Source organism: Colwellia sp. MB02u-10 (assembly GCF_014077185.1).
In the GTDB taxonomy this organism is placed as follows: domain Bacteria; phylum Pseudomonadota; class Gammaproteobacteria; order Enterobacterales; family Alteromonadaceae; genus Cognaticolwellia.
On record NZ_JACGVK010000045.1, the window covers coordinates 61,148 to 83,281 of the forward strand.

At 38.0% G+C, this 22,134-nt stretch carries 18 protein-coding genes; 6 read left to right on the forward strand and 12 right to left on the reverse strand.

Translation table 11 applies throughout. The features are described from left to right. Positions 1-12: 12 nt before the first annotated feature. Entirely contained in the window at positions 13-270 is a 258-nt protein-coding gene (gene yfaE / locus H4J59_RS00395; protein ID WP_182235833.1) for a class I ribonucleotide reductase maintenance protein YfaE, read from the forward strand. Positions 271-926: 656 nt separating this feature from the next. Here yfaE and H4J59_RS00400 read toward each other — a convergent pair. From H4J59_RS00400 to H4J59_RS00455, 12 genes are all read right to left on the reverse strand, one after another. Further along, positions 927-1,379 (reverse strand): hypothetical protein, encoded by a 453-nt coding sequence (locus H4J59_RS00400; protein ID WP_182235835.1) that lies wholly within the window; start codon positions 1,377-1,379, stop codon positions 927-929. A gap of 529 nt (positions 1,380-1,908) precedes the next feature. Beyond that, on the reverse strand, positions 1,909-2,274 hold the full coding sequence (locus H4J59_RS00405; RefSeq protein ID WP_182235837.1) for a cupredoxin domain-containing protein: 366 nt from the start codon (positions 2,272-2,274) through the stop codon (positions 1,909-1,911). 15 nt (positions 2,275-2,289) lie between these two features. Next, positions 2,290-4,554, reverse strand: coding sequence for a heavy metal translocating P-type ATPase (locus H4J59_RS00410; RefSeq protein ID WP_182235839.1), 2,265 nt, complete (start codon positions 4,552-4,554; stop codon positions 2,290-2,292). Then, positions 4,547-4,975 (reverse strand): MerR family DNA-binding protein, encoded by a 429-nt coding sequence (locus H4J59_RS00415; RefSeq protein WP_182235841.1) that lies wholly within the window; start codon positions 4,973-4,975, stop codon positions 4,547-4,549. Before H4J59_RS00415 ends, H4J59_RS00410 begins: the two co-directional genes overlap by 8 nt. Before the next feature lie 282 nt (positions 4,976-5,257). Beyond that, positions 5,258-5,743: a DUF4440 domain-containing protein gene (locus tag H4J59_RS00420; RefSeq protein WP_182235843.1), complete on the reverse strand. Its 486-nt coding sequence runs from the start codon at positions 5,741-5,743 to the stop codon at positions 5,258-5,260. A 32-nt stretch (positions 5,744-5,775) separates the two neighbouring features. Next, positions 5,776-6,309, reverse strand: coding sequence for a cytochrome c (locus tag H4J59_RS00425; RefSeq protein WP_182235845.1), 534 nt, complete (start codon positions 6,307-6,309; stop codon positions 5,776-5,778). Between the two features lie 67 nt (positions 6,310-6,376). Then, positions 6,377-6,724 carry a hypothetical protein gene (locus tag H4J59_RS00430; protein WP_182235847.1) on the reverse strand — a complete coding sequence of 116 codons (348 nt, stop codon included), beginning with the start codon at positions 6,722-6,724 and terminating at the stop codon, positions 6,377-6,379. A gap of 105 nt (positions 6,725-6,829) precedes the next feature. Beyond that, complete coding sequence (locus H4J59_RS00435; RefSeq protein ID WP_182235849.1) at positions 6,830-9,967, reverse strand: efflux RND transporter permease subunit; 3,138 nt, start codon at positions 9,965-9,967, stop codon at positions 6,830-6,832. Positions 9,968-9,969: 2 nt separating this feature from the next. Further along, positions 9,970-11,541, reverse strand: a complete 1,572-nt coding sequence (locus H4J59_RS00440; RefSeq protein ID WP_182235850.1) for an efflux RND transporter periplasmic adaptor subunit — start codon at positions 11,539-11,541, stop codon at positions 9,970-9,972. Next, the gene (locus H4J59_RS00445; RefSeq protein WP_182235852.1) at positions 11,541-13,010 is read right to left on the reverse strand and encodes a TolC family protein; all 1,470 of its coding nucleotides are present in this window, start codon (positions 13,008-13,010) and stop codon (positions 11,541-11,543) included. Before H4J59_RS00445 ends, H4J59_RS00440 begins: the two co-directional genes overlap by 1 nt. After that, entirely contained in the window at positions 13,010-13,552 is a 543-nt protein-coding gene (locus H4J59_RS00450) for a DUF411 domain-containing protein (protein ID WP_182235853.1), read from the reverse strand. Before H4J59_RS00450 ends, H4J59_RS00445 begins: the two co-directional genes overlap by 1 nt. Before the next feature lie 149 nt (positions 13,553-13,701). Further along, positions 13,702-14,034 (reverse strand): hypothetical protein, encoded by a 333-nt coding sequence (locus H4J59_RS00455; protein ID WP_259369323.1) that lies wholly within the window; start codon positions 14,032-14,034, stop codon positions 13,702-13,704. Positions 14,035-14,369: 335 nt separating this feature from the next. Between H4J59_RS00455 and H4J59_RS00460 the strand changes: the two genes are divergently transcribed. The 5 genes from H4J59_RS00460 to H4J59_RS00480 all read left to right on the forward strand — a co-directional run bounded on the left by H4J59_RS00460 (position 14,370) and on the right by H4J59_RS00480 (position 21,206). Next, positions 14,370-15,035: a response regulator transcription factor gene (locus tag H4J59_RS00460; RefSeq protein WP_182137861.1), complete on the forward strand. Its 666-nt coding sequence runs from the start codon at positions 14,370-14,372 to the stop codon at positions 15,033-15,035. Between the two features lie 9 nt (positions 15,036-15,044). Next, a complete protein-coding gene (locus H4J59_RS00465; RefSeq protein ID WP_182235855.1) occupies positions 15,045-16,487 on the forward strand; it encodes a HAMP domain-containing sensor histidine kinase in 1,443 nt (480 codons plus the stop codon). Positions 16,488-16,703: 216 nt separating this feature from the next. After that, a complete protein-coding gene (locus H4J59_RS00470; protein ID WP_182235856.1) occupies positions 16,704-18,392 on the forward strand; it encodes a phosphoethanolamine transferase in 1,689 nt (562 codons plus the stop codon). Next, the gene (locus H4J59_RS00475) at positions 18,392-18,757 is read left to right on the forward strand and encodes a diacylglycerol kinase (RefSeq protein ID WP_182137858.1); all 366 of its coding nucleotides are present in this window, start codon (positions 18,392-18,394) and stop codon (positions 18,755-18,757) included. The genes H4J59_RS00470 and H4J59_RS00475 overlap by 1 nt, the downstream gene beginning before the upstream one ends. A gap of 478 nt (positions 18,758-19,235) precedes the next feature. Continuing rightward, the gene (locus tag H4J59_RS00480; RefSeq protein WP_182235858.1) at positions 19,236-21,206 is read left to right on the forward strand and encodes an LTA synthase family protein; all 1,971 of its coding nucleotides are present in this window, start codon (positions 19,236-19,238) and stop codon (positions 21,204-21,206) included. Positions 21,207-22,134: the final 928 nt, after the last annotated feature.

Sequence of the window (22,134 nt, forward strand, 5' to 3'; positions counted from 1 at the left end):
TTTATAGTATTGATGGCTTTTAATATTACCGTCGAGGGACGGAAGATAATGTTCCTCGATGAAGACAAAAATATTCTCAATGCGTTAGAAAGAAAAAATATTGATGCACAATTTCATTGCCGGGATGGATTTTGCGGTACTTGTCGTTGTTTGTTAAAAAAAGGCACGGTTGAGTACGCTCAATTCCCTTTGGCTTTTATCGGTGACAATGAAATCCTCACTTGCTGTTCAACGCCTACCAGCGATATAGAGATAGATATACACGGCTAAGTTTCGCCGCTGCAAGATTAAGGTTTTATGATAGTCGAACTTGGCGTTGTGGTATAACAACGCCAAGCTTGATGTTGAACATTATAGTTAACCTTTCGAGTACAATATTTTTTATGGTTTTATTGAGTAGATATTCGCTATAATTGGTGAATATCCTTAATACATTAGAAAGATAATATATTGAAAGCCATTTTCACTTTAGAGATAGCTACTGAGGAACTTGTCGATGCAAGCTTCTCAAGGGTAAAATGTAATATGCATTAGAAACACTTGCCCTTATAAGTGATGGATAAATTTTAATATGCTGCTCTCAGCTTTTAAGGAATATTGAACTAAATTTGTATGGATAACATAGAACAGACCTTCTAACGTATTTTGTATAACTGTCAGGTTTAAATAACATCTTCAAACAGTCTTTGAAGTCAATCATAAATCGATTCAAGGTCGTTTATAATTTATCATCGACATTATCCATTTTTTCGATGCTTATTTAATCGTCAAGTAGATAAATTTTCAGCCAAAAATCCCTTAAACGACTTGCTCAATAACGGCGTTTGTCACCCGAAATAGGAGCTTCTCTTCAAAGCAGGGTCAATGATAATTGTCAAACACTCGTTTCTGCATCTTTAGGGAGAATAGCTATACATTGATTCTGATTAACTTTTATTATTTAGAAAAAAATAATTATAGCTCCGATTTATCGCAATAGATAAAACATAAGATCCAAATGAGGCAATTGACAAAAACAACAGTAATACCGCTATCCTTCCTAAATTAATTCCAAACAAAACAAATGCCAAGGAAAAGGTTACAGATGAAATAAATAGAAAATATTTCAACTCTATTTCAATTTTAATATACGTTTCCTTTTTGCTTTGTTTGTGTCTTACAAATAATTCTTTAAACAAGCTTAATATACAAAACATAATCGCAGCGAGTATACCTTCAAACTCAATAAAAGGAGATTCCGCAGTAGAGGTCACTATAGAAAGGTAATAACAAAGAATAAAATAAAGAGCACCAAATAATTCATTTATTTTTCTTTTATAAATATAATTTGAGAGCAAAAGGCAAAAAAATACGAGTAAGCTAATAATAAAAATATTCAAATTTTCTCTCTTGACTTGAGTTGATACTCAGCTCTGTTGTGTAGCAACTGTTATAAAAAATGTAAAGCTTAATCTTTGAATTTATTTTTCATAATTAAGTCCTTTTATGTTTATTTTCCATTTGAATTTATTCTTCCTTAGATAGAAGGGAAATAAAACTCGACATTCGTTTATATTATAGTCAACACTTTGTTATTTATTTCCTAGTTTGGTTTTTTATTTTTAATATTTCACTATTACCGATTATTTCGATATAAATATCTTCATGTCTTGGTTAACCTTTTGAGTACAATATTTTTCATAGTTTTATTGAATAGATATTCGCTATAATTGGTGAACATCCTCAAGATATCAAAATTAAAATTGATTAAATCATAAGCTAAATAAAAGTTTGGCTCCTTTTCGTTAAACAAAGCCTTATCTAAGCCAAGTATTGAAAAACTAATATACCTAACTACCCAGTTATTTTCTCTAACACCAACTCTCTCATCTAAATTGATCATAATACCCCCACTCCATGGGGGTATATTTACTTAACAACAATAGTACCGTTATACATTTTCATCTGACAATGAAAGGCATATTCACCTTTTTTCATCGCTGGTAATTGCACTGAAAACGCTTTATTTAACGGTAAATCTGCACTAATTTCTAAATCAGGAAATAGCACAGTTGCCGCACAAGGACTCTCATCTTTGCGAAAAAATGTAATGACCAGTGGTTTGCCTTCAAACAATGAAATATGTGCCGGTTGATAAATTCCGTCTTCAACCACTACCGTTATTTCACTTTTATATTGTTCATCACTCACTTGAGTTGATGGCGCTTTGTATAACCAAAACCACCAAATAATTAACACAATTAACCCTAAACCCACTAAATTGATTATTAACATATTGCTCTCCTTAACTTAATGATCTTGTGGTTTAAAAAAGCGTAAACGGTTGGCATTGCTGACCACAGTTAATGATGAAAATGCCATGGCAGCGCCGGCAATAACTGGACTCAGTAACAAGCCAAAAAATGGGTATAAAATGCCTGCGGCAAAAGGTATACCCGCCGCGTTGTAGATAAAGGCACCTAAAAGGTTTTGTTTGATATTGCGCAGTGTCGCTTTACTCACGGCTATCGCATCCGCAAGACCATGTAATGAACCTCTCATCAAAGTGATATCTGCACTTTCAATCGCCACATCAGTTCCGGTACCGATAGCAAATCCAACATTGGCCAATGCCAATGCGGGGGCGTCATTAATACCGTCCCCTGTCATGCCAACAATTTCACCTTGAGCTTGAAGCTCTGCAACTTTATTTGATTTTTCTTCTGGTAATACTTCAGCGAATACTTCGGTAATACCCACTTTTTTCGCCACTGCATTAGCTGTCGCTTTGTTGTCACCCGTTAGCATAACGACACGGATACCGTTAGCCTGAAGCCTCTTTATCGCTTCAACAGAGTCTTTCTTAATGGGATCAGATACCGCGATAATGGCGGCGAGTTTGTTATCAATCGCTAAATACATTGGTGTTTTAGCTTCATCGGCAAGCTTTTGCGCTTTATCAACAACCTCATTTAGCACGACATTATTTTTCAACATCAACTTCTGATTGCCGAAAAGTAATTGCTGACCATGGTATATTGCTGTTACACCATGACCTGCAATGGCTTGAAAATCAGTAGTACTTTCAAGTTCAATATCTTGTGCAATGGCTGAGTCAACAATGGCTTGTGCCAGTGGATGTTCAGAGCCACGCTCTATACTCGCGGCTACGGTTAAAATATATTGTTCTGTGTAGCTTTCATCAGCAACAATAATATCAGTGACTTTTGGCGCACCCTCGGTGATTGTACCGGTCTTATCGAAAATCATGGTGGTAATTTTTGAAGCGGCTTGCAAAGCTTCACCATTACGTATCAACACCCCTGCCTCAGCGGCTTTACCTACGCCAACCATTACCGACATCGGTGTGGCTAAGCCAAGAGCACAAGGGCAAGCAATGATCAAAACCGTTGTTGCTGAAACTACGGCAAAGGCTAATGTCGGCTCAGGACCAAAATTAAGCCAGACTAACGCGCTGAAGATGGCAATAATCATCACTACCGGCACAAAGTAAGCCGAAATAACGTCAGCTAAACGGCCAATGGGCGGTTTAGAGTTTTGTGCTCTTTTAACCATATTAATAATTTGTGCTAATGCCGTGTCTTTACCCACTCGCGTTGCTTTAAATAAAATTGAACCGGTTTTATTTAAAGTACCGGCAACGATGGTATCGCCTGCAACTTTTTTAACCGGCATGGGCTCACCCGTTAACATCGACTCATCGATTGAGCTGTGTCCTTGCGTTACAATACCATCGACTGGAATTTTTTCTCCTGGCCTTACTCGTACAATGTCATTGAGCAAAACTAGCTCGATAGCGATATCTATTTCTTTCTCGTCACGGACAACACGCGCGGTTTTAGCTTGTAAACCAATTAAGCGCTTTATCGCTTCACTCGTTCTGCCTCTTGCTTTGACTTCAAGCGCTAAACCTAGGTTAATTAAGCCGATAATCATGGCTGTCGCTTCAAAATAAACATGTCGTGCCATTTCTGGTAATGCCATAGGAAAGAAAACAACGACCATGGAATAGATCCAGGCGGTGCCGGTTCCTAGCGCAATTAAGGTATCCATATTGGCGTTGTGATTTACCAATGATTTCCACGCGCCTATATAAAAATGTTTACCTGCAAAGTACATAATGCCAGCGCATAAAACACCAATAAATAACCAAACACCGCGCTCTAGCGATGTTTCAACGGTCATAGGACCACCAAAAATACTGTAAATCATCAAAGGTACACCTAGGCCCAAAGCAATCCAAACCTGCCTTATTAAGCCGGTGTAGTATTTTTGATCGGCAAGCTCTTTTTCATCTAATAAGTCATTATCACTACGATCACTGGCACTTTTCGCATTATAACCTATGGTTTCAATCGCTTTTATCAGCACGTTAGGGCCAACTTTTCCAACGATAGAGACTGTGCGCAAAGCAAAGTTCATTTCTGCACTGTCTACGCCATTAATATTTTTTAACGCGGTTTCAATTTTACCCACGCAGCTTGCACAGCCTGCGCCTTCAATAATCAGCTCTTGGGTATTTTGATTGCCCGTACTGCCGGTTAATTTACTCATTATTACCTCCTTGGTCTGTGTTATCTTCACTTTCAATTAGGTGACAGATCATATCTCCAGTGGGTGTTTTATCTGCTTTGTCTTGCCAATCGTTAATGGCCTTGCTTAGTTTTTCACGTAACAGCAACGCCGCCTGAAACTGCTTTTCAGTTTCAGTAAGATGATGTTCAATTATTTCTCTCACTAATGGACAGGCGCTATGTCCCTTATCAGCTTCAATTAAAATACTTTTGATCTCGGCCACTGAAAAATTTAATTGCCTAGCACTTAAAATAAATTTAAGTCTATTGTAGGCACCTTTACCGTAAATTTTATAGCCATTATTAGGGTTTTTTCGGGCAGTAATAAACGCCATTTTGGTGTAATAACGCACCGTATCGGGTGTTGTGTTTATCGCATTAGCTAATTCAGTTACTGTCATGACATGACTCCTCTTTTAAATAAGGCAAAAAATATGTTTTTAATAGCATAAACTCACTTTACACCTATGTCTAAGACACAGGTCAAATGAAAATATATTTTTGTCAGTTAGATAACCACAATAGCGCTTAATTAAGCGCAAATCTTAACCTTTATGCTACTTTTAACGTAAGGTAATAGTTTGATTAATATGACTTTTACCACCTTAATTAGTTGATTGATAAACACTTATCTGTATTAACAGCGCGAATAATATATATTTGCTTGTTTTTAATTAGTTCAGTTAGTGCGACCAATGGATATGAACGATTTTCCATTTTCCAGCTGCTTTTAAAAGCACCATGGTTTCCATACCTTCGCTATTAATATCTTTCCCTTGAAACTGACCCCTTGATTTGCTTCTCGACATAGAATAAGCAATATTACCGATAACTTTGATTTGATGATCTAAGACTTCGGTATTAATTTCTGCCAAATATTTCATATCCGCAAGCATATGATGTTCCGCATATTCATCTGCTGATTTTTCTACACCGCCACCTTCAAAAATCGTCACCTTATTCGCTAATAAGGCTCTAGCTGTTACTCTGTCGCCTGATTTCAGTGCTTGATGAAATTGTGCAATAGTTTTTCCCGCTTCAGTGGCGACTATTGAATTTTTGGCGACAATTTTAGCTGTATTTTTATCATTATTATGTGCAAGTAAGTTAAAACTCACTGTTGCGAACAAGAGTAAAGTGACCATTAATATACTGTGAATTACTTTCATATTTTTCTCTTTATAATTATGAGGGCTATCTTTTATTCTATCGCTGTAAGTATTTGATATTGTTCAGGTGTTAAGCTTGGTAAGCGTTTTATAAAAGCCACCATAGCCCAGATGCGCTGATCATCATGAGTTTTACCCCAAGCTGGCATTCCTGAGGCTTTAATGCCGTGCTTAATAACCCAGAAATTATTACGATCAGCTTGCGGGTCATCACCATATTCTTCACTATCATCGTTATATTCAGACACCGCTAAATTAGGGGGTGCGGGATATAAGCCTAAGCTCATATCACTTTCATCTTGTCCGGGCTTTAAATGACAACTAGCGCACATGAAGCCATAGTCAACGCCACCAGATAACAATAGTTCAGGGTCGGTTAAATCTGGCACTTTAATATTTTCAGCCGCTTTTGATATAGCGTTTTCTCTCGTTGTTTCCAAAAGCCAGTGGACTAAATCACTATGAGGTTCGTCGGCAGCTACATCGATATTACCTGAATAAATAATTGTCGCCGTCGTTCCAAGGCCTAACACAATAAGAATCGAGAGCCATTTAAGCATTTTCATCAGCTTTCCTTCGTCAATGAAAATCACTTAGCAGCTGTCTTTGTGCTAAGTGATTTTTAAAATTTAATTAGTGATTATTGTCGTCAGCTTTTTTCTGCTTTTTTTCATCCATCGTTTTCATTTTGCTGTGGTCCATTTTACTATTCATTTGACTATGGTCCATTTTCATATTCATTTTACTATGGTCCATCTTGTCATTTGATTTTTCAGCTTGTTTCATGCACTTGTTCATCATGGCGATAGCGACCGGATCCTTCATATCCATCTTGCTATGATCCATTTTGCTACAATCAGCTTTTTCAGCCTTTTTTGCATGCAAACTGGGATCATGTGCTGTAGCTGTCATTGATAAAGAAATGCTGGGTATTAATACCAAAGCGATTTTACTGATTGTTTTAATTAAGCTTTTTTTCATATTTTACTCCTGAGTTAGTGATTTAATATTTAACGTTTTCTAGATAAATTCATTCAGTGCCGTATGATTGCCATCAAGACTCTGCATTTTTATCAATTGATATCTCTAGGCGTTCGACTCGGTAAGCTTTATTGATGATGAGCGCCATAAATAAAACAATGCCGGCAATACTAGCAAAGTTAATAACACGGCACTCATCATGCCGCCAACCATTGGAGCTGCGATGCGGCTCATTACTTCAGACCCTGTACCTGTGCCATATAAAATCGGTAATAAACCGACAATAATTGCTGCTGCTGTCATCATCACAGGGCGAACACGCATACCGGCTCCGTGCAGCACGGCTTGTAATACATCTTCTTTTGTCGTCACCATGTCTTTTGAGTGGTGTTCATCAAGCATGGTTTGATACGCTTGATTTAAATACACCAGCATAATAACGCCAATTTCTACCGCTACACCTGCCAGTGCAATAAAACCAACGCCAACCGCCACTGAGAAATTAAAGCCTTCTAAATACATCAACCATATGCTGCCCACCATAGCTAAGGGTAAAGTGCCCATGATCATCGCCACCTCAATCACGTTACGAAAGTTAAGATAAAGTAAAATAACAATAATAAATAAGGTTAATGGCACCACATAAGCCAATTTCGCCTTGGCTCGCTGCATATATTCGTATTGCCCTGCCCAGGTCACCGAGTAGCCGGCAGGCAGTACTAACTTATCTGTGACGACTTTCTTGGCCGCCTCAACATAAGTGCCGACATCAACGCCTTCAATATCAACAAAAGCCCAACCGTTTAAGCGGGCATTTTCAGACTTAATGCCCGGAGGGCCATCTTCGATATAAATATTAGCCACATCGCCTAATGCTATATGTTGACCATTTGACGTAACAATAGGTAGCAATGATAACTGTTCAGGGGAATCACGATAGTCTTGTGGGTAACGCACATTGACCGGATAACGCTCCAAACGCTCAACGGTGTGAGTAACATTCATGCCACCGACAGCGGTGGCTACTACTTGTTGAATTTCAGCGATATTCAAACCATATCGTGCGGCTTTGGCGCGCTGAATATCAACTTTTATATATCGACCACCCGCAACACGTTCTGAATAAACCGATGTGGTACCAGGTACGTCTTTTAATATCAGCTCTAATTGTTTGCCAATATCCTGAATCGTCAATAAATCAGGTCCCGCTATTTTTATCCCAACAGGGGTCTTAATGCCTGTTGCTAGCATATCAATGCGGGTTTTAATCGGCATAACCCAAGCATTAGTTACCCCTGGTAGTTGAATTAGCGCATCAAGTTCTTTTTTCAAACTTTCAGTTGTCACCCCTTCACGCCATTGATCATGCGGCTTAAACTGAATAAAGCTCTCTATCATGGTTAATGGCGCCGGATCGGTTGCGGTTTCAGCACGACCTACTTTACCGAATACGGTTTTTACTTCGGGTACCGTTTTAATTAGCTTGTCGGTCTGTTGCAAAAGTTGTCGAGCCTGACCTATCGAAATACCTGGATAAGTGGTGGGCATGTACATCAAATCACCTTCATCAAGCGGTGGTATAAACTCACTACCGATTTTATCCAGTGGATAGATGCCAACCGCAAGCACAGCTAATGCAGCCACTAGGGTCATTTTTGGAAAACGTAAAACAGTTTTCAAGGCCGGCATATAGATAAAGGTCAGAAATTTATTCACTGGATTTTTATGCTCAGGTAGTACTTTACCTCGAATAAAATAGCCCATTAATACCGGTACTAATGTTATCGCCAAGGCCGCAGATGCCGCCATGGCATAAGTTTTGGTAAATGCTAGCGGGGCAAACATACGCCCTTCTTGTGCTTCTAGGGTAAACACGGGTACAAAACTCACGGTAATAATTAATAAACTAAAGAATAATGCTGGGCCTACTTCACTGGCTGATTCAGTCACTATTTGCCAGCGGTTTTCTTTCGTTAGTGGGGTTTTTTCCATGTGCTTATGCATGTTTTCTATCATGACGATAGCGCCATCAATCATGGCGCCAATGGCAATAGCAATACCACCTAATGACATAATATTTGCGTTAAGTCCTTGCAAATGCATGATGATAAAGGCGGTTAAAATGCCCACAGGTAAACTAATAATCGCCACTAAAGAAGAGCGCACATGGAATAAGAAAATAACGCAAACTAAAGCAACTATGCCAAACTCTTCCAATAACTTAGAGGCTAAATTATCGACTGCTCGTTCTATCAATGCAGACCGGTCATAAACCGGTACTATTTCTACGCCATCAGGTAAACCTTTTTTAAGCTGTTCAAGCTTTGCTTTTACACGGTTAATCACTTGCTGAGCATTTTCACCAAAGCGCATCACGACAATACCGCCAACCACTTCACCTTCACCATTAAGTTCAGCGACACCTCGGCGCATTTGTGGGCCAGTGCCAATATCTGCAACATCTTTTAACAGTAACGGCGTACCATTTTGGTTGACCCCTAGCGGGATATTTTCAAGATCTTCAACACTTTTTATATAGCCTGTGGTTCTGACCATATACTCGGCTTCAGCCATTTCTACCACTGAAGCACCTATCTCCTGATTACCTTGTTTAATTGCGGTTTGAATAAGTGACAGCGGTATACCAAAGGCGCGTAATTTATCAGGACTGACCTGGACTTGATATTGCTTAACCATGCCGCCAAGCGCAGAAACTTCTGATACCCCAGGCACGGTTTGTAATTCAAACTTTAAAAACCAATCTTGTATACTGCGTAATTGACTTAAATCATGTTGGCCTGTTTTATCGGTAAGTGCATACAAATAAACCCAACCAACACCCGTTGCATCCGGACCCAATTGAGGCCGTGCATCGCTAGGTAGATCAGGAGCAACTTGACTTAAATACTCAAGTACCCGTGAACGTGCCCAATAAAGATCGGTATCTTCATCGAAAATAACGTAAACATATGAGTCGCCAAAGAATGAGTAACCTCGCACGGTAACCGCACCCGGCACTGACAACATGGCAGTAGTCATGGGGTAGGTAACCTGATCTTCAACCACTTGTGGTGCTTGGCCAGGGTAGCTTGTTTTTATGATGACTTGCACATCAGATAGATCAGGCAGTGCATCAATCGGGGTTTTACTGACAGAATATAATCCAACTGCCACCAGTAATAATGTTGCTAGCAAGACTAAAAATCGATTACCAATAGACCAGCGAATAATAGCAGTAATCATTATTATGCTCCTTTGTCGTTAGCAGCATTTTTCATTACCGCATCAGGTTTAGGCATTGTCATCGCACTGACAATAATAAAATTACCCTCGCGTATTTCAAAGGTGAACATGACATAGGCATTATTTGAAAATAAGGCCATATCCACGTTATCATCCACAATAAAATCAACTCTATCTGCTGCACGGCCCCATTCTACAATGGCTTCACGGTCAATAGTGACCATTCGGTGATCAAGCATTAGGTTAACAACTGTACCGTTAACAGTCGCTGAGGAAACTGTGTCAGCAGCGCTGTCATTGTTATGACTCATATCCATTTCGTTTGGTTTTTCTTGGTCAGATTCATGATGCATGCGTTTAAAATCAGATGATTTACTTGATTCTGAATCTAATAAAAATTGCGCTGAGCTAACCACTTTTTCACCGGCATCCAGTCCGCTAAGTATTTCAACATTATTGCGGTCATATCGACCTACAGTGACGGCAATCGATTTAAAGCTACCTTCACCCAAAGCTAGCACCACTCTATCTTGCATACCCGTTCTAATTAGAGCTTCTTGCGGAATTAACAACGCTTGTTCATCACTGGTAGAATGAATAACAACCTGTGCAAACATATTAGGCTTAAGCTCAGCTTCTTCATTACTAAAACTTGAGCGTATTTTCACTGTGCGTGTTTTAGCATCGAGTGTTGGATAGATATAATCTACTTGCCCTTGCCATGTTCTGCCCGGTAAATAATCTAATGTCATAGTGACTGGTGTACCGGTTTTAACTTGGTTTGCTTGTCGTTCAAAGACTTCTGCTTCAAGCCAAATTTGTGACAAATCAGCAATTGACAACAAAGTAGTACCCGGCTGAACAAAGAAACCTTCACGTATATTTAGCGTTTTAACCACCCCATTTTGTGGCGCGTAAAAAGTTATTTTTTGCTGCACTTGCTTGGTTTTTTTCAGTTTTATAATCGCAGACTTAGGTAACTGCAACGCCATCAATCTATTTTCAGCCGCTGTAATTAAGCGGCTGTTTTTCCGCTCTAATGCCAATAACAACTCCTCTTGAGCATTAACTAACTCAGGGGAGTAAATATCGTAAAGGGCTTGATGCTGCTTAACAGGATCACCTACCGCCTTAACATAGAGCTTTTCTATCCAGCCTTGAACACGCGGATGAATATGAACGATTTTGCTTTCATCAAAAGTAATATACCCCATGGTGTTTATTTCGCTGTGCAATGAGCTAAAGTTCGCTATAGCGGTTCTTACACCTAAGTTATTCACCACATCAGCAGAAATACGAATGGTGCCAACACCAGCATCAGGCCCTTTGCCATCATCGTCATAAACTGGCACTAAATCCATGCCCATGGGTGATTTACCTGGCTTATCTTTCATATAATTTGCATCCATCGGAGCCACCCAATAAAGCGGTTTTTTCTCAGCCGTTTTAGCGCTAACGGCTTGCTCATTTTTCGCAGGAGTTATAAAACTATAAACACCAAGCGTGAGCATTGAACCGATAACCATGCCAATAATGATGGTTTTACTATTATTGTTGACGATATTTTTGCTCATTATTTTTGTCCCGAATTAACAACAATTTGATTGTTATTGGTTAAATTGCTTTTGTTATGGCTGTTTGCTGTATTGAGACTGCCGATAAAAAGGTAATTAAGCTCTAAGCCTATTTTCTGTTCTTCTACGTTCAGTGTTAGCAGGTCTATTTCAGTATTTAGCACGGCAATGCGGGAGCGAACAACTTCAGAAAAGTCACCATCATCGTTGGTATAGGCAGATAAAGAGGCTGCGGCTTGATCATGTATTTGAGGGAGTAACTTAGATTTATAAAGCATTTGTCGCTCTTTTAAGCGTAATAACCTGCCCTTGGCACTTGAGTAAGCAGCCAATAATTGTCTGAGTAATAAAATTTTGTCAGTCTTCACCGCTTCTGTTGCAGATACCGCTGATTGCACTTCTTTATCTTGTCGATTATGAGTAAAAATTGGCAGATCGAACGTCACACCAACAGAGAATAAATCAGCTCGGCTGCTGCCCATAGCATCGTCTGCGCGATATCCATAGCTTGCGTTTACGCCCCATTCAGCTTGGTATTTTTGCTGCGCTAACTTAATGCCTGTTTTAGTCGCCTGAATGTTTTTTTCTAACGCCATAACCGCAGGATGATTTGAAAAATATCGGATTAATGCGCTTGGTTCAAGCCAGGTTTCTTTGGCGACTAACGCACGGTTAATTAACTCTATTTCAGGCAGTTCTTGACTCAGCACTAACTGATGTAAAGAAAAGTCAGAGGTTAATAATACCGATTCACCTACACTACTTTCGCTAGAAAACTGACTCAACCATTGAGCAAGCATACCGACAAAGCCATTTTTCTGTTGTGCCAATTGCGCTAACCTATCCTCTAAGCGTGTTAGCTCTAATTGTGCCCGCACAATATCTTGTTGACGCGTTTTACCTAACGCCGACGAATAGCTTGCTGTTGCTACATCAGCTAACTGCTCGAACAACGACCTATTTTTTTCTATTAACGCTATGGTTTGTTGAACTCGATAGGTGTCCAACCATAAACTTCCTACCGTAACCGCTACTTTTGATGCTCGGTCTTTTCTTTGATAGGGAAACGCTTCACTTTGCGTTTTTAGTTGCTGGCTTTTAATCGCTAACGTATCTCCACGAGGAAACATTTGAGCAATCCCCACCTTGGCCTGTGTCATACCTTCTTGAGCAAAATCGAAACCGTTGGTTGGCAGGTTAGCGAAACCAATTGACACCTTGGGATCGGGTAATGTATTTGCCGCCGTACTCATTAATTCAATAGCCTGTTGTTTGTGCTTATTGCCAGTTAACCAAGGGTCACTTTTTTGAGCTATTGCAATGGCTTTTTTAAAAGATAAAGCCTTACTATCAGCTAGCACGGGTAACTGGGCAGCACTAACAGTAAAAACAGAAAAAGCTAAAATCGCTGTGCCAAACTTAAGACCAAACGTGAGACCAAACTTACAGCGCTGGTTGAGTTTATTCATTAGAATTGTTCCTTATACGATTGAACATGAGCATAAACTTCACTGGTACCATCTGACTTCAAAAGTAAAATTTGATACGGCTGAAACCTGTCATCAACTTCCATGCCTGGCGAACCTACAGGCATAGCAGGAACCGACAAGCCGATAACATCAACAGCCTGTGTCGCTTGCATAAATTTTTGGATGAATTTTGCTGGTACATGCCCTTCAAAAACATAACCATTGGTTGAAATAGCGGTATGACAAGAGCGATATCTGGGCGCTATGCCTTTTTCATTTTTAATAACTGAAAAATCATCATTACTGTAAACTTTTGATTCAAAGCCATTATCATTGATGTGACTAAGCCATTTTTTACAACAACCACAGTTTGGACTTTTATAAACATCTAAGGCAATAGATTGCGGCTTAAGCTTTTGAGATTTAGCCGCAACACTTGAATCAGTTTTAGTAGCAAGAGCGGTTTTATCTGAACAGCTAGCCAGCGTACAGACTACAACCAAGGTAGTGATAAGGTTTAACGTAAATTTAGTTGAAAACATAACCGCCCCAATAGGGATATTAATTAATATTTTTAATTAATTAGGTTATTTTTGATGAGGTTAGAAATACTTATACCAACACGAAATCAAAAAGCCTAATACAGACATCGTTATAAATGCACCAAATTTTGGACACATTTATGCTGTATTTAGCTTAATATTGGCGGACGATATAATGATCTAGCTGGTTGGCTTAACGCCAAAGTAGAATAGGAAAGTATTTTAGAGGGCACATCAGCGATCGGCGTATTGCTCGGTACGCCCTTCATGAGAGCAGCAGCACTTGAGCAACCGCCCATAAAGCAGTTGCATACTTGAGCACAACAATCTTCGGTTGATACTGTTGTATTATCAACCGCATCACCGGACATATTATGGTTGCTGTGAGCTGTCATCGGCATAGCTGCTTTTGACTGTGCTTTTACTTGCCCACTCATGCCTGCCATAGCCATCATTTGATAAGGCATAATAGTAGACGCCATTGCCTGACCCACAAAGGTCAAACATACCAGCAATACCATTAATGTTTTAGAGCAGTGTAAAGTCACAAGTAACTAGCCAAAGATTATACTAAATGAATGTTGGCATAACTTCTGTTTATATTCAATGCAATAAATAGTTTTCACCTAGATAAAAATCAAATATTTTCCTTATGCCCCCCTATCCTTTCATCATATTTTCTATCAACAAGTTCCAGCTATCAAGTGGCCGTTATTAAAAAATTAGAGTAAACAGCACAACAATTTAAGTGACAATCAGCCAATCTTAAGTTTCTTCTGGTATCTTTTACTTAATATTTCTGTGTTGCGGGTTACCCTTGAAAGTTTTAATTATAGAAGATTCAACGTCTCTAAGAAGAAGTTTAAAAATTGGCTTATCAAACCTAGGTTATACCGTTGATGACACCGGAGACGGCTCAGAAGGTTTAAGCATGGCTTTGTCGGGTGACTATTCTCTTTTGATACTTGATTTAATGCTGCCCACTGTTGATGGCACAGCAATATTAAAGGCTATTCGCAAAGCGAATAAAGAACTGAAAGTGTTAATATTATCTGCGCGAGACCTCACCGAAGACAAAGTTCAAGGCTTACTTAATGGTGCTGACGATTATCTCACTAAACCCTTTTCATTCGATGAACTGCATGTTCGTCTACTTTGCCTCATGCGCAGAGGCGCTTTAAAGGTCAATGACAGTAAAATTATTATCGGCTCATTTGCCTTAGACCTGCATTTAAAACAATTATTTTGTGACTCAATAGATACCAATTTAACCCCTAATGAGTATAAATTGGTTGAATGTTTATTCACTAATCAAGGTAAAGTGATATCACCTGAAAAATTAAGTGAATATTTAGCCGGTCAATATGATGCTGTTGCTAAAAATTCAATCGAAGCACATCTATCAAGCGCCAGAAAAAAAGTAAAACTACTCGGACATGACCTGCCTATTAAAACTAAACGTGGCTTCGGTTATTTTTGTTGAGACCCGTGCATGATTTCGATTAAGAAAAAGTTAAGCCGTTATATATCCATTTCAATATCCATATTATTGGTCTCTATTTTAATGCTTACCGACCTTGCTGTTGATACCTGGATCAGTGGAGAGTTTGATCTAGCTATGATCAACAAAGCTGGCTTACTCACTACATTAGTCAGTGAAGACACCCACGAAATTGACTTTGATTTTGCTGATGAATTCATGCCTGAATTTTCCGGTGTTAATGACCCCGAATATTTCCAATTATGGCTAGATAATAAGGTTTTTGAGCGTTCTAAAACCCTAGATCTCTTTGACATTAATCAGCTACCTAGAGTAGACCTTGCCGGTAATAGCTCATCAATAACTGACATTGTTTTACCCGACGGTCGCTCTGGAAGAATGTATTTTGCAAAATTTAAACCGCAAATTGATAGTGATGTCAGGGAAAGTCAAGGACTAACAAAAGCGCAGTTCGTAAAACAACAAAAGCCGATGGAGCTCGCTTATGCCATCAGCAACGAAGGCGTAAATCAAATTCTTTGGTTTGTAGATATAATTTTTATTTTCACTTCAATTAGCGCTATTATCGCCGTAAGATTTATTGTTTTTAATGTGGTTGAACACGGTTTAAGACCGATTGAACAATTGAATATTGAACTAAAACAAATCAATTTAAATTCTACCGTTAGCACGATAGACACCACTAATTTGCCAAAAGAACTTATTGCTATTGCCCATGGTATCAACCACTTTATAAGTGAAAATAAAGTGCTTTATGCCAGAGAAAAAAGAGTCACCTCAGATATTGCCCATGAGTTAAAAACCCCAATAGCAGAGTTACTCAGCCTGAGTGAAGTCGCGATAAAGTTTCCTCATGAAAAACAATTAACAGAAAGTTTCAAAACTGATGTGCTTACTATTACAGAACGTTTGCGCAACATTGTCAATGGCATACTTTTGCTACAAAAAAGTACCAATAATGCGACGTTAAAAAAGCAACAGGTTAATCTAGAAGCACTACTAAATTCAGTCATCATGAGAGAAAAAAAAGCCAATAGAGTCGTTAATGTTAACTTTGATCAGTCATGTGAAAATGTTTATACCAATGAGTTCGCTTTAACAACTATTATGAGCAACCTTATTAACAATGCCTTGTATTATAGCCCGGCTTCAAGCTCAGTAACCGTCAATGTTGAACCTCATTCACACAATAATCAGCTTATGATAAAAGTGTCTAATCTCAGTAAACATGATTACGCTGAAAAAGACTTAGCGCTGTTTTTTGAACCTTTATGGCAGAAAGATTCATCACGAACATCAGCAGAAAGATATGGCTTAGGTTTAGCGATTGTTAAATCTTATTGTGAGAGTCTCTCTGCCGATTTAAATGTCACTATGTCCGCAAAAAAAGAGCTTACCTTTACTATTATATTATCAACAACCGCTGTGGTTTAATGATTATTTTTATAAGCTTTATTATAATGTTTAGTGCACAAAACACAGCTATTGTAATAGGCCACGCCTTTAATAATAACAAGCAGTAACCTTGCACCATTTACACTTAACTTTTTATACAATATTCAGTTTAATCTAAGCTAATGTTCAGGTTAGCCTAAGGTTATCTTAAGTTTACTTTTATAATATAGCGACACTTGTTAATAGGTGTCTCAAATGAATAAAATTATCGCGTACTTTAAAAACTTAACACTAACAACGAACCAGTTGCTATTCTTCACATGCTGTTATATTGCACTGATATTGAACTTACCTTTTTTAGTAAAAACAGCGGACGTAATTACCGCGTTGGATAACTATAACCTGCTGTTTTTAATGTCACTACCCATATTTTTACTTTCTTTAAGTATTATAATTCAAGGGGTTTTTTCATTTCGATGGCTAACCAAACCGCTACTTATGACGACTGTGATGATTTCATCTTTGATATTTTATGGCACCATTACTTACGGTATCGTGTTTGATTACGGTATGGTGCAAAATACTGTTGAAACCGATTCAGCCGAAGCCTTATCTTACGTTAACTTTTACGCCATCTTATTTTTCTTGATTTTTGGTGTTATCCCCTCACTGATCATCTATACGATTAAATTAACTTATCAGCCTTTCTTTACAGAGTTATTAAGCCGAGTAAAAATGATCACCCTTAGCTTTGGCGCAGCATTTTTAATTGCCAGTGTATTTTATTCAAATTATGCTTCGGTTGGCCGAAATAATAAAGCACTGCTAGGTTATGTTACACCCTATAAACTGCTAGATGCGTCATATAAATTTGTTAGAAATCAATATTTTTATCCACCTTTACAATTTGAGGTCTTAGACACTGCGCCTTCAATCGTTCGCGATAATACTCGTCGGCATGTCACGGTAATGGTGTTAGGAGAAACAGCGCGTGCGCAAAGCTTTTCACTGAATGGTTATGTAAAACCTACCAATCAATATACAGAAAAACAAGGGGTTATATATTTTTCACAGATGAGCTCATGTGGCACAGCTACCGCAGTTTCGGTCCCCTGTATGTTCTCAAGATTAAACAAAAATAATTATGATAAGCGTATCGCAATCGCTCAACAAAATGCCATAGACCTGATACATTTAGCCGGTGCTGACGTTTTATGGATCAGTAACAATAATGGTAGTTGTAAAGGTGTTTGTAGCCGAGTAAAAACTGAACAAATTGAACCTGATAAATCTAACCCCTTGTGTGATGGTGAGTATTGCTATGATGAGGCGCTATTAGCCCCATTAAAAAATAAACTTAAGACATTAAGCCATGAAAACACCCTCATTGTATTACATATGATCGGCTCTCATGGGCCAACCTATTTCAAAAGGTATCCAAAAGAAAAAAGGGTCTTCACACCCGACTGTCAACGCAGTGACATTCAAAACTGTAGCCATGAGCAACTGATTAATACTTATGACAACACCATTGCTTATACTGATCTAGTACTCTCAAAAATTATTAATGAATTAAGTGGCTTAGATAAAAAAGGTGACATTGAAACATCTTTACTTTATATTTCAGATCATGGTGAATCACTGGGTGAAAATGGGGTATATTTACATGGTTTACCTTATGCGTTTGCACCTGAAGAACAAACTCACGTACCCATGATCTACTGGACGGATAAAATACAAACTGACTTTAATCGCCAATGTTTAAATGCTTTGGCAAAATCGCCAATAAGTCATGATAACGTTTTTGATACCTTATTGAGTATCATGTCGGTTAAAACTACTGCCTATCGCATTGAAAGTGATCCCTTCGTTGATTGTAAATCGCAACAGGCGATAGCCCGCACCACAGTATCAACCTCATTAGAAATGGAGCTAGCAGACTAGTGTTTGACAATAAAAATAAGCCTAAGGGCATCCAAAGAATAGTGTTAGCCTCATTGAACTCATTTAGAGCGTTCAAATGGTTGTATCAAAATGAATCTGCATTTAGGCAAGAACTGTTACTGCTGTTTATTGCTATACCGGTATCTTTTATATTTGATATAAGCGCCAAAGAGCAAGTTACCTTAATACTCGCGGTACTCTTCATACTATTTACCGAGATCATCAATACTGCAATTGAAGCTGTGGTAGACCGTGTGGGCTTAGAGATTCATCCCTTATCGGGTCTTGCAAAAGATTTAGGCTCAGCGGCGGTATTTATTAGTCTTATTGTCGCCAGCAGTATTTGGCTAGTAGTATTACTTTAAAAGTTGATACTTTTAATACAAGGGTTGCCGTAGCAGCCTTTTATTAAGGTAATGATCTGGCTGTGATGAGCAGCCTATTATTTAATAATTGCTTTCAGACGAGCAATAAACCTAGGTAATATACCTAGATAATAAAGTTTATAATGACCTTATTTGAGTAAAGCAATTCAGCGCTATTATTTAAATTTAATCGGGCTTTAATCATATTTAAAAACTCTATTCACATCCATTAAACCACGTCACTGTCCCTTAAATAATATAATTTTTAAAATATGCTCAGCACTCCTTTTCCAAAACTCTATGCTAAGTATCTATTGCAAATAAATTACAAGTTAAGTAAGTTAAGCTTAAGTCAAGCTATCTTTATTTAAAAAATGTAACAATTGTAACTAGTATAGATCGCTTTCAGTTTAAATTAAGCGTCTCTTAAGTTTCATGTTTTAAAGTAGCAACGTCCTCTATTAGCGGTATTGAAACGATGTTTAAAACTACACTTAATTTATTACGACCTTTTGTCTTATTTTTCTTACTATTAATGTTGACACTGTTCATTTCTAGACTGGGCTTAGGTCTATGGCAAATTCAGCGATTCGATACTTTTAATAGCTTTCTAACCTTATTTTTAAATGGTTTTAGAATCGACTTAAGCGCATTAGGCTATTTATTAATTTTACCTGCCATAGTCCATCCATGGTTTATGATTTCCGGTTATCAAAAAATATGGCTAAAAGTATTAAAGGCACTATTTTTCTTCATTTTTATCAGCGTACTATTTTTTGAATTAGCCACACCGGCATTTATTCATGAATATGGTTTCAGACCAAATAGACTATTCATTGAATACTTAGCTTATCCTAATGAAGTAATGAAAATGTTATTCAACGGTCACTTATTTACCTTAGTTATGGTTCTCACCTTAATACTTATTCCAGGTAAATTGTTTTGGCACCTGTTAGCTAAACTGATCAATACAAACCAACCTCGACGTTCGGTATCGTTTAAGTCAGCGACTCTTTCATTTGTTACTTTATTTGTCGTACTTGTGCTGTGTGCCAGAGGCACTGTTGGACATCGGCCAATAAATCCGTCGTTAGTTTATTTTTCTACCGATCCCTTAATAAATTCGTTAACACTAAATTCTATCTATAGTGTTGCTCATGCCTATAAACAGTTAGGTAATGAAAAAAATGCCTCAAAGCTTTATGGTAAAATGGCCACTGAAAAAGTTATTGCCATTGTGCAACAAGAAACAGGTTTAGCACCACAAGCATTTACCCATCTCATTCAACCCTCTTTGGCTTCTCGCGCACCTAGCTATCAAGGTAAAGCTAAAAACTTGGTTATTATCTTAGAAGAAAGTTTAGGTGCTCAGTTTGTCTCATCGTTGGGCGGGCTTCCTCTTAGTCCTGAAATTAATAAATTAAATAATGAAGGCTGGGCCTTTAAAAATTTATATGCCACAGGTACACGTTCTGTTAGAGGCATTGAAGCCGTAATTACTGGTTTTACACCAACGCCTGCCAGAGCAGTAGTTAAACTTGATAAATCACAGCATGGCTTCTTCACTATTGCGAGTTTACTTGCCAAACATAATTACACCACACAATTTATTTATGGCGGCGAAAGTCATTTCGACAACATGAAGAGTTTTTTCTTGGGCAACGGCTTTAGTGATATTGTTGATTTTAACGATATTCAAAACCCTGCGTTTATTGGCTCGTGGGGAGCAAGTGATGAAGATTTATTCAAGCAAGCTAATATTGAATTAACCAAGTTAAACAATAGCGACAAGCCCTTTTTTAGTTTTATTTTTTCGTCTAGTAATCATGACCCTTTTGAAATTCCACCAGGCGTTATAACCCCTATTGAGTATACCGCAGAGCAACTAAGCCAATATGATGAGAAAGAGTTATTACGCCATAAAGCTATCCAATATGCAGACTATGCCTTAGGTAAATTTATCACTAAAGCAAAGCAACAGCCTTACTGGCAAGATACTATATTTTTGGTGGTTGCCGATCATGATGCCAGAGCATTTGGCAGTGATCTTGTGCCCATCAAAAACTTTCATATTCCGGGTGTTATTCTCAATTCATCAAAGCAGCCGTTTTCTGACGAAAGAGTTGTCAGTCAAATTGATTTAGCGCCAACACTTTTGTCGTTAATGGGCGTGATAAATCATTCACCTATGCTGGGCCATGATTTAACCAAACCACAAAGTGCAGGACGAGCTATGATGCAATATGCTGAAAACTTTGCTTATATGGAAGACGATGAAGTGACGATACTACAACCACAAAAAGATCCGATGAATTTCAGTTATGATTTTGATGAAAAAAAACTAACGCCAATAAAGCTTAATCAAACATTGTCTGAAGTCGCTTTAGCACATGCTTTATGGGGTAGTTTAGCTTATGAACATGAATGGTATGCCAGTGAATATGATTAATAGCTTGTCATATCTGCTATCAGTAAAAATTTCAGTCACTACTGCTTATGCGTTGCCAAAGCAGCAAGATATTTTATAAGCGAGCACCTAGTTTTAAATGTTTATACTTTAAACCTTAATGCTTTACCCTAATTGTGGATCGTCACAAATTATGAGAATTCTTGAACCGAATTTTCTGGGCCGTAGCTAGATTGAGAAAAATAATTAAAGTTCTTGCGTCAAAAGTCGTGATAAAATTACGAAAAATATCATAAATCGCTAGAAAATAATGGTAACTAAGTGCACATTGTGGAACTAATTGCTTGATAGTGTCAGCTTTTTTGACAGTCAGCTATGAGGCAGTAAGCGGACGAAGTACTTTATATTTTATGTTTAGAGCAAATAGGTATCATTTTTAGTCTTAAAAGTGCGCTAAGAAAAAGTAAGTTTTGAAACTTTGATTGTATCTCGAGGTCAACTGAACACCCGTTAGTTGACCTAATCTTTGCTGTGGCTAACGTTCTCTGTTGTGATATAGCGGACCGTCTCGATTACAAGTACATTTTTAAAATAATCAACAGCCAAGACGTTGATAGGACGAGATAAATATTGACGCCTAATCTAAGTTCAATAGCCGTTAATAACACTGTATTAAAGGGCCATTAGATTCCGTTTAACAAAGGTACTTGCAACTAAGCGATTTATTTTAGTAAATAAATCGCTTAGCGACATAGAATAGTTATTTACGAAAGGCACAGAGATCTACCAAAAATTAATACAATGGATTTGTCTCTAACATTATTAAACTACAGACTAGAGTTTAATATTTGAAGGTAGTATTTAATTTGTCGAGATCTTCAGCACTTTTATTTACCGCTATACCATAATTATTTACTTGCGTTGCAAGTTTACTATTTTCTTGAGAAATATTATCTATGGTATAAACACT

Coding starts and splice junctions, on each gene's coding strand:
- yfaE (WP_182235833.1), top strand. CDS start 13: ATGGCTTTTAATATTACCGTCGAGGGACGGAAGATAATGTTCCTCGAT.
- H4J59_RS00405 (WP_182235837.1), bottom strand. CDS start 2,274: ATGTTAATAATCAATTTAGTGGGTTTAGGGTTAATTGTGTTAATTATT.
- H4J59_RS00410 (WP_182235839.1), bottom strand. CDS start 4,554: ATGAGTAAATTAACCGGCAGTACGGGCAATCAAAATACCCAAGAGCTG.
- H4J59_RS00415 (WP_182235841.1), bottom strand. CDS start 4,975: ATGACAGTAACTGAATTAGCTAATGCGATAAACACAACACCCGATACG.
- H4J59_RS00420 (WP_182235843.1), bottom strand. CDS start 5,743: ATGAAAGTAATTCACAGTATATTAATGGTCACTTTACTCTTGTTCGCA.
- H4J59_RS00425 (WP_182235845.1), bottom strand. CDS start 6,309: ATGAAAATGCTTAAATGGCTCTCGATTCTTATTGTGTTAGGCCTTGGA.
- H4J59_RS00430 (WP_182235847.1), bottom strand. CDS start 6,724: ATGAAAAAAAGCTTAATTAAAACAATCAGTAAAATCGCTTTGGTATTA.
- H4J59_RS00435 (WP_182235849.1), bottom strand. CDS start 9,967: ATGATTACTGCTATTATTCGCTGGTCTATTGGTAATCGATTTTTAGTC.
- H4J59_RS00440 (WP_182235850.1), bottom strand. CDS start 11,541: ATGAGCAAAAATATCGTCAACAATAATAGTAAAACCATCATTATTGGC.
- H4J59_RS00445 (WP_182235852.1), bottom strand. CDS start 13,010: ATGAATAAACTCAACCAGCGCTGTAAGTTTGGTCTCACGTTTGGTCTT.
- H4J59_RS00450 (WP_182235853.1), bottom strand. CDS start 13,552: ATGTTTTCAACTAAATTTACGTTAAACCTTATCACTACCTTGGTTGTA.
- H4J59_RS00455 (WP_259369323.1), bottom strand. CDS start 14,034: ATGGCGTCTACTATTATGCCTTATCAAATGATGGCTATGGCAGGCATG.
- H4J59_RS00465 (WP_182235855.1), top strand. CDS start 15,045: ATGATTTCGATTAAGAAAAAGTTAAGCCGTTATATATCCATTTCAATA.
- H4J59_RS00470 (WP_182235856.1), top strand. CDS start 16,704: ATGAATAAAATTATCGCGTACTTTAAAAACTTAACACTAACAACGAAC.
- H4J59_RS00480 (WP_182235858.1), top strand. CDS start 19,236: ATGTTTAAAACTACACTTAATTTATTACGACCTTTTGTCTTATTTTTC.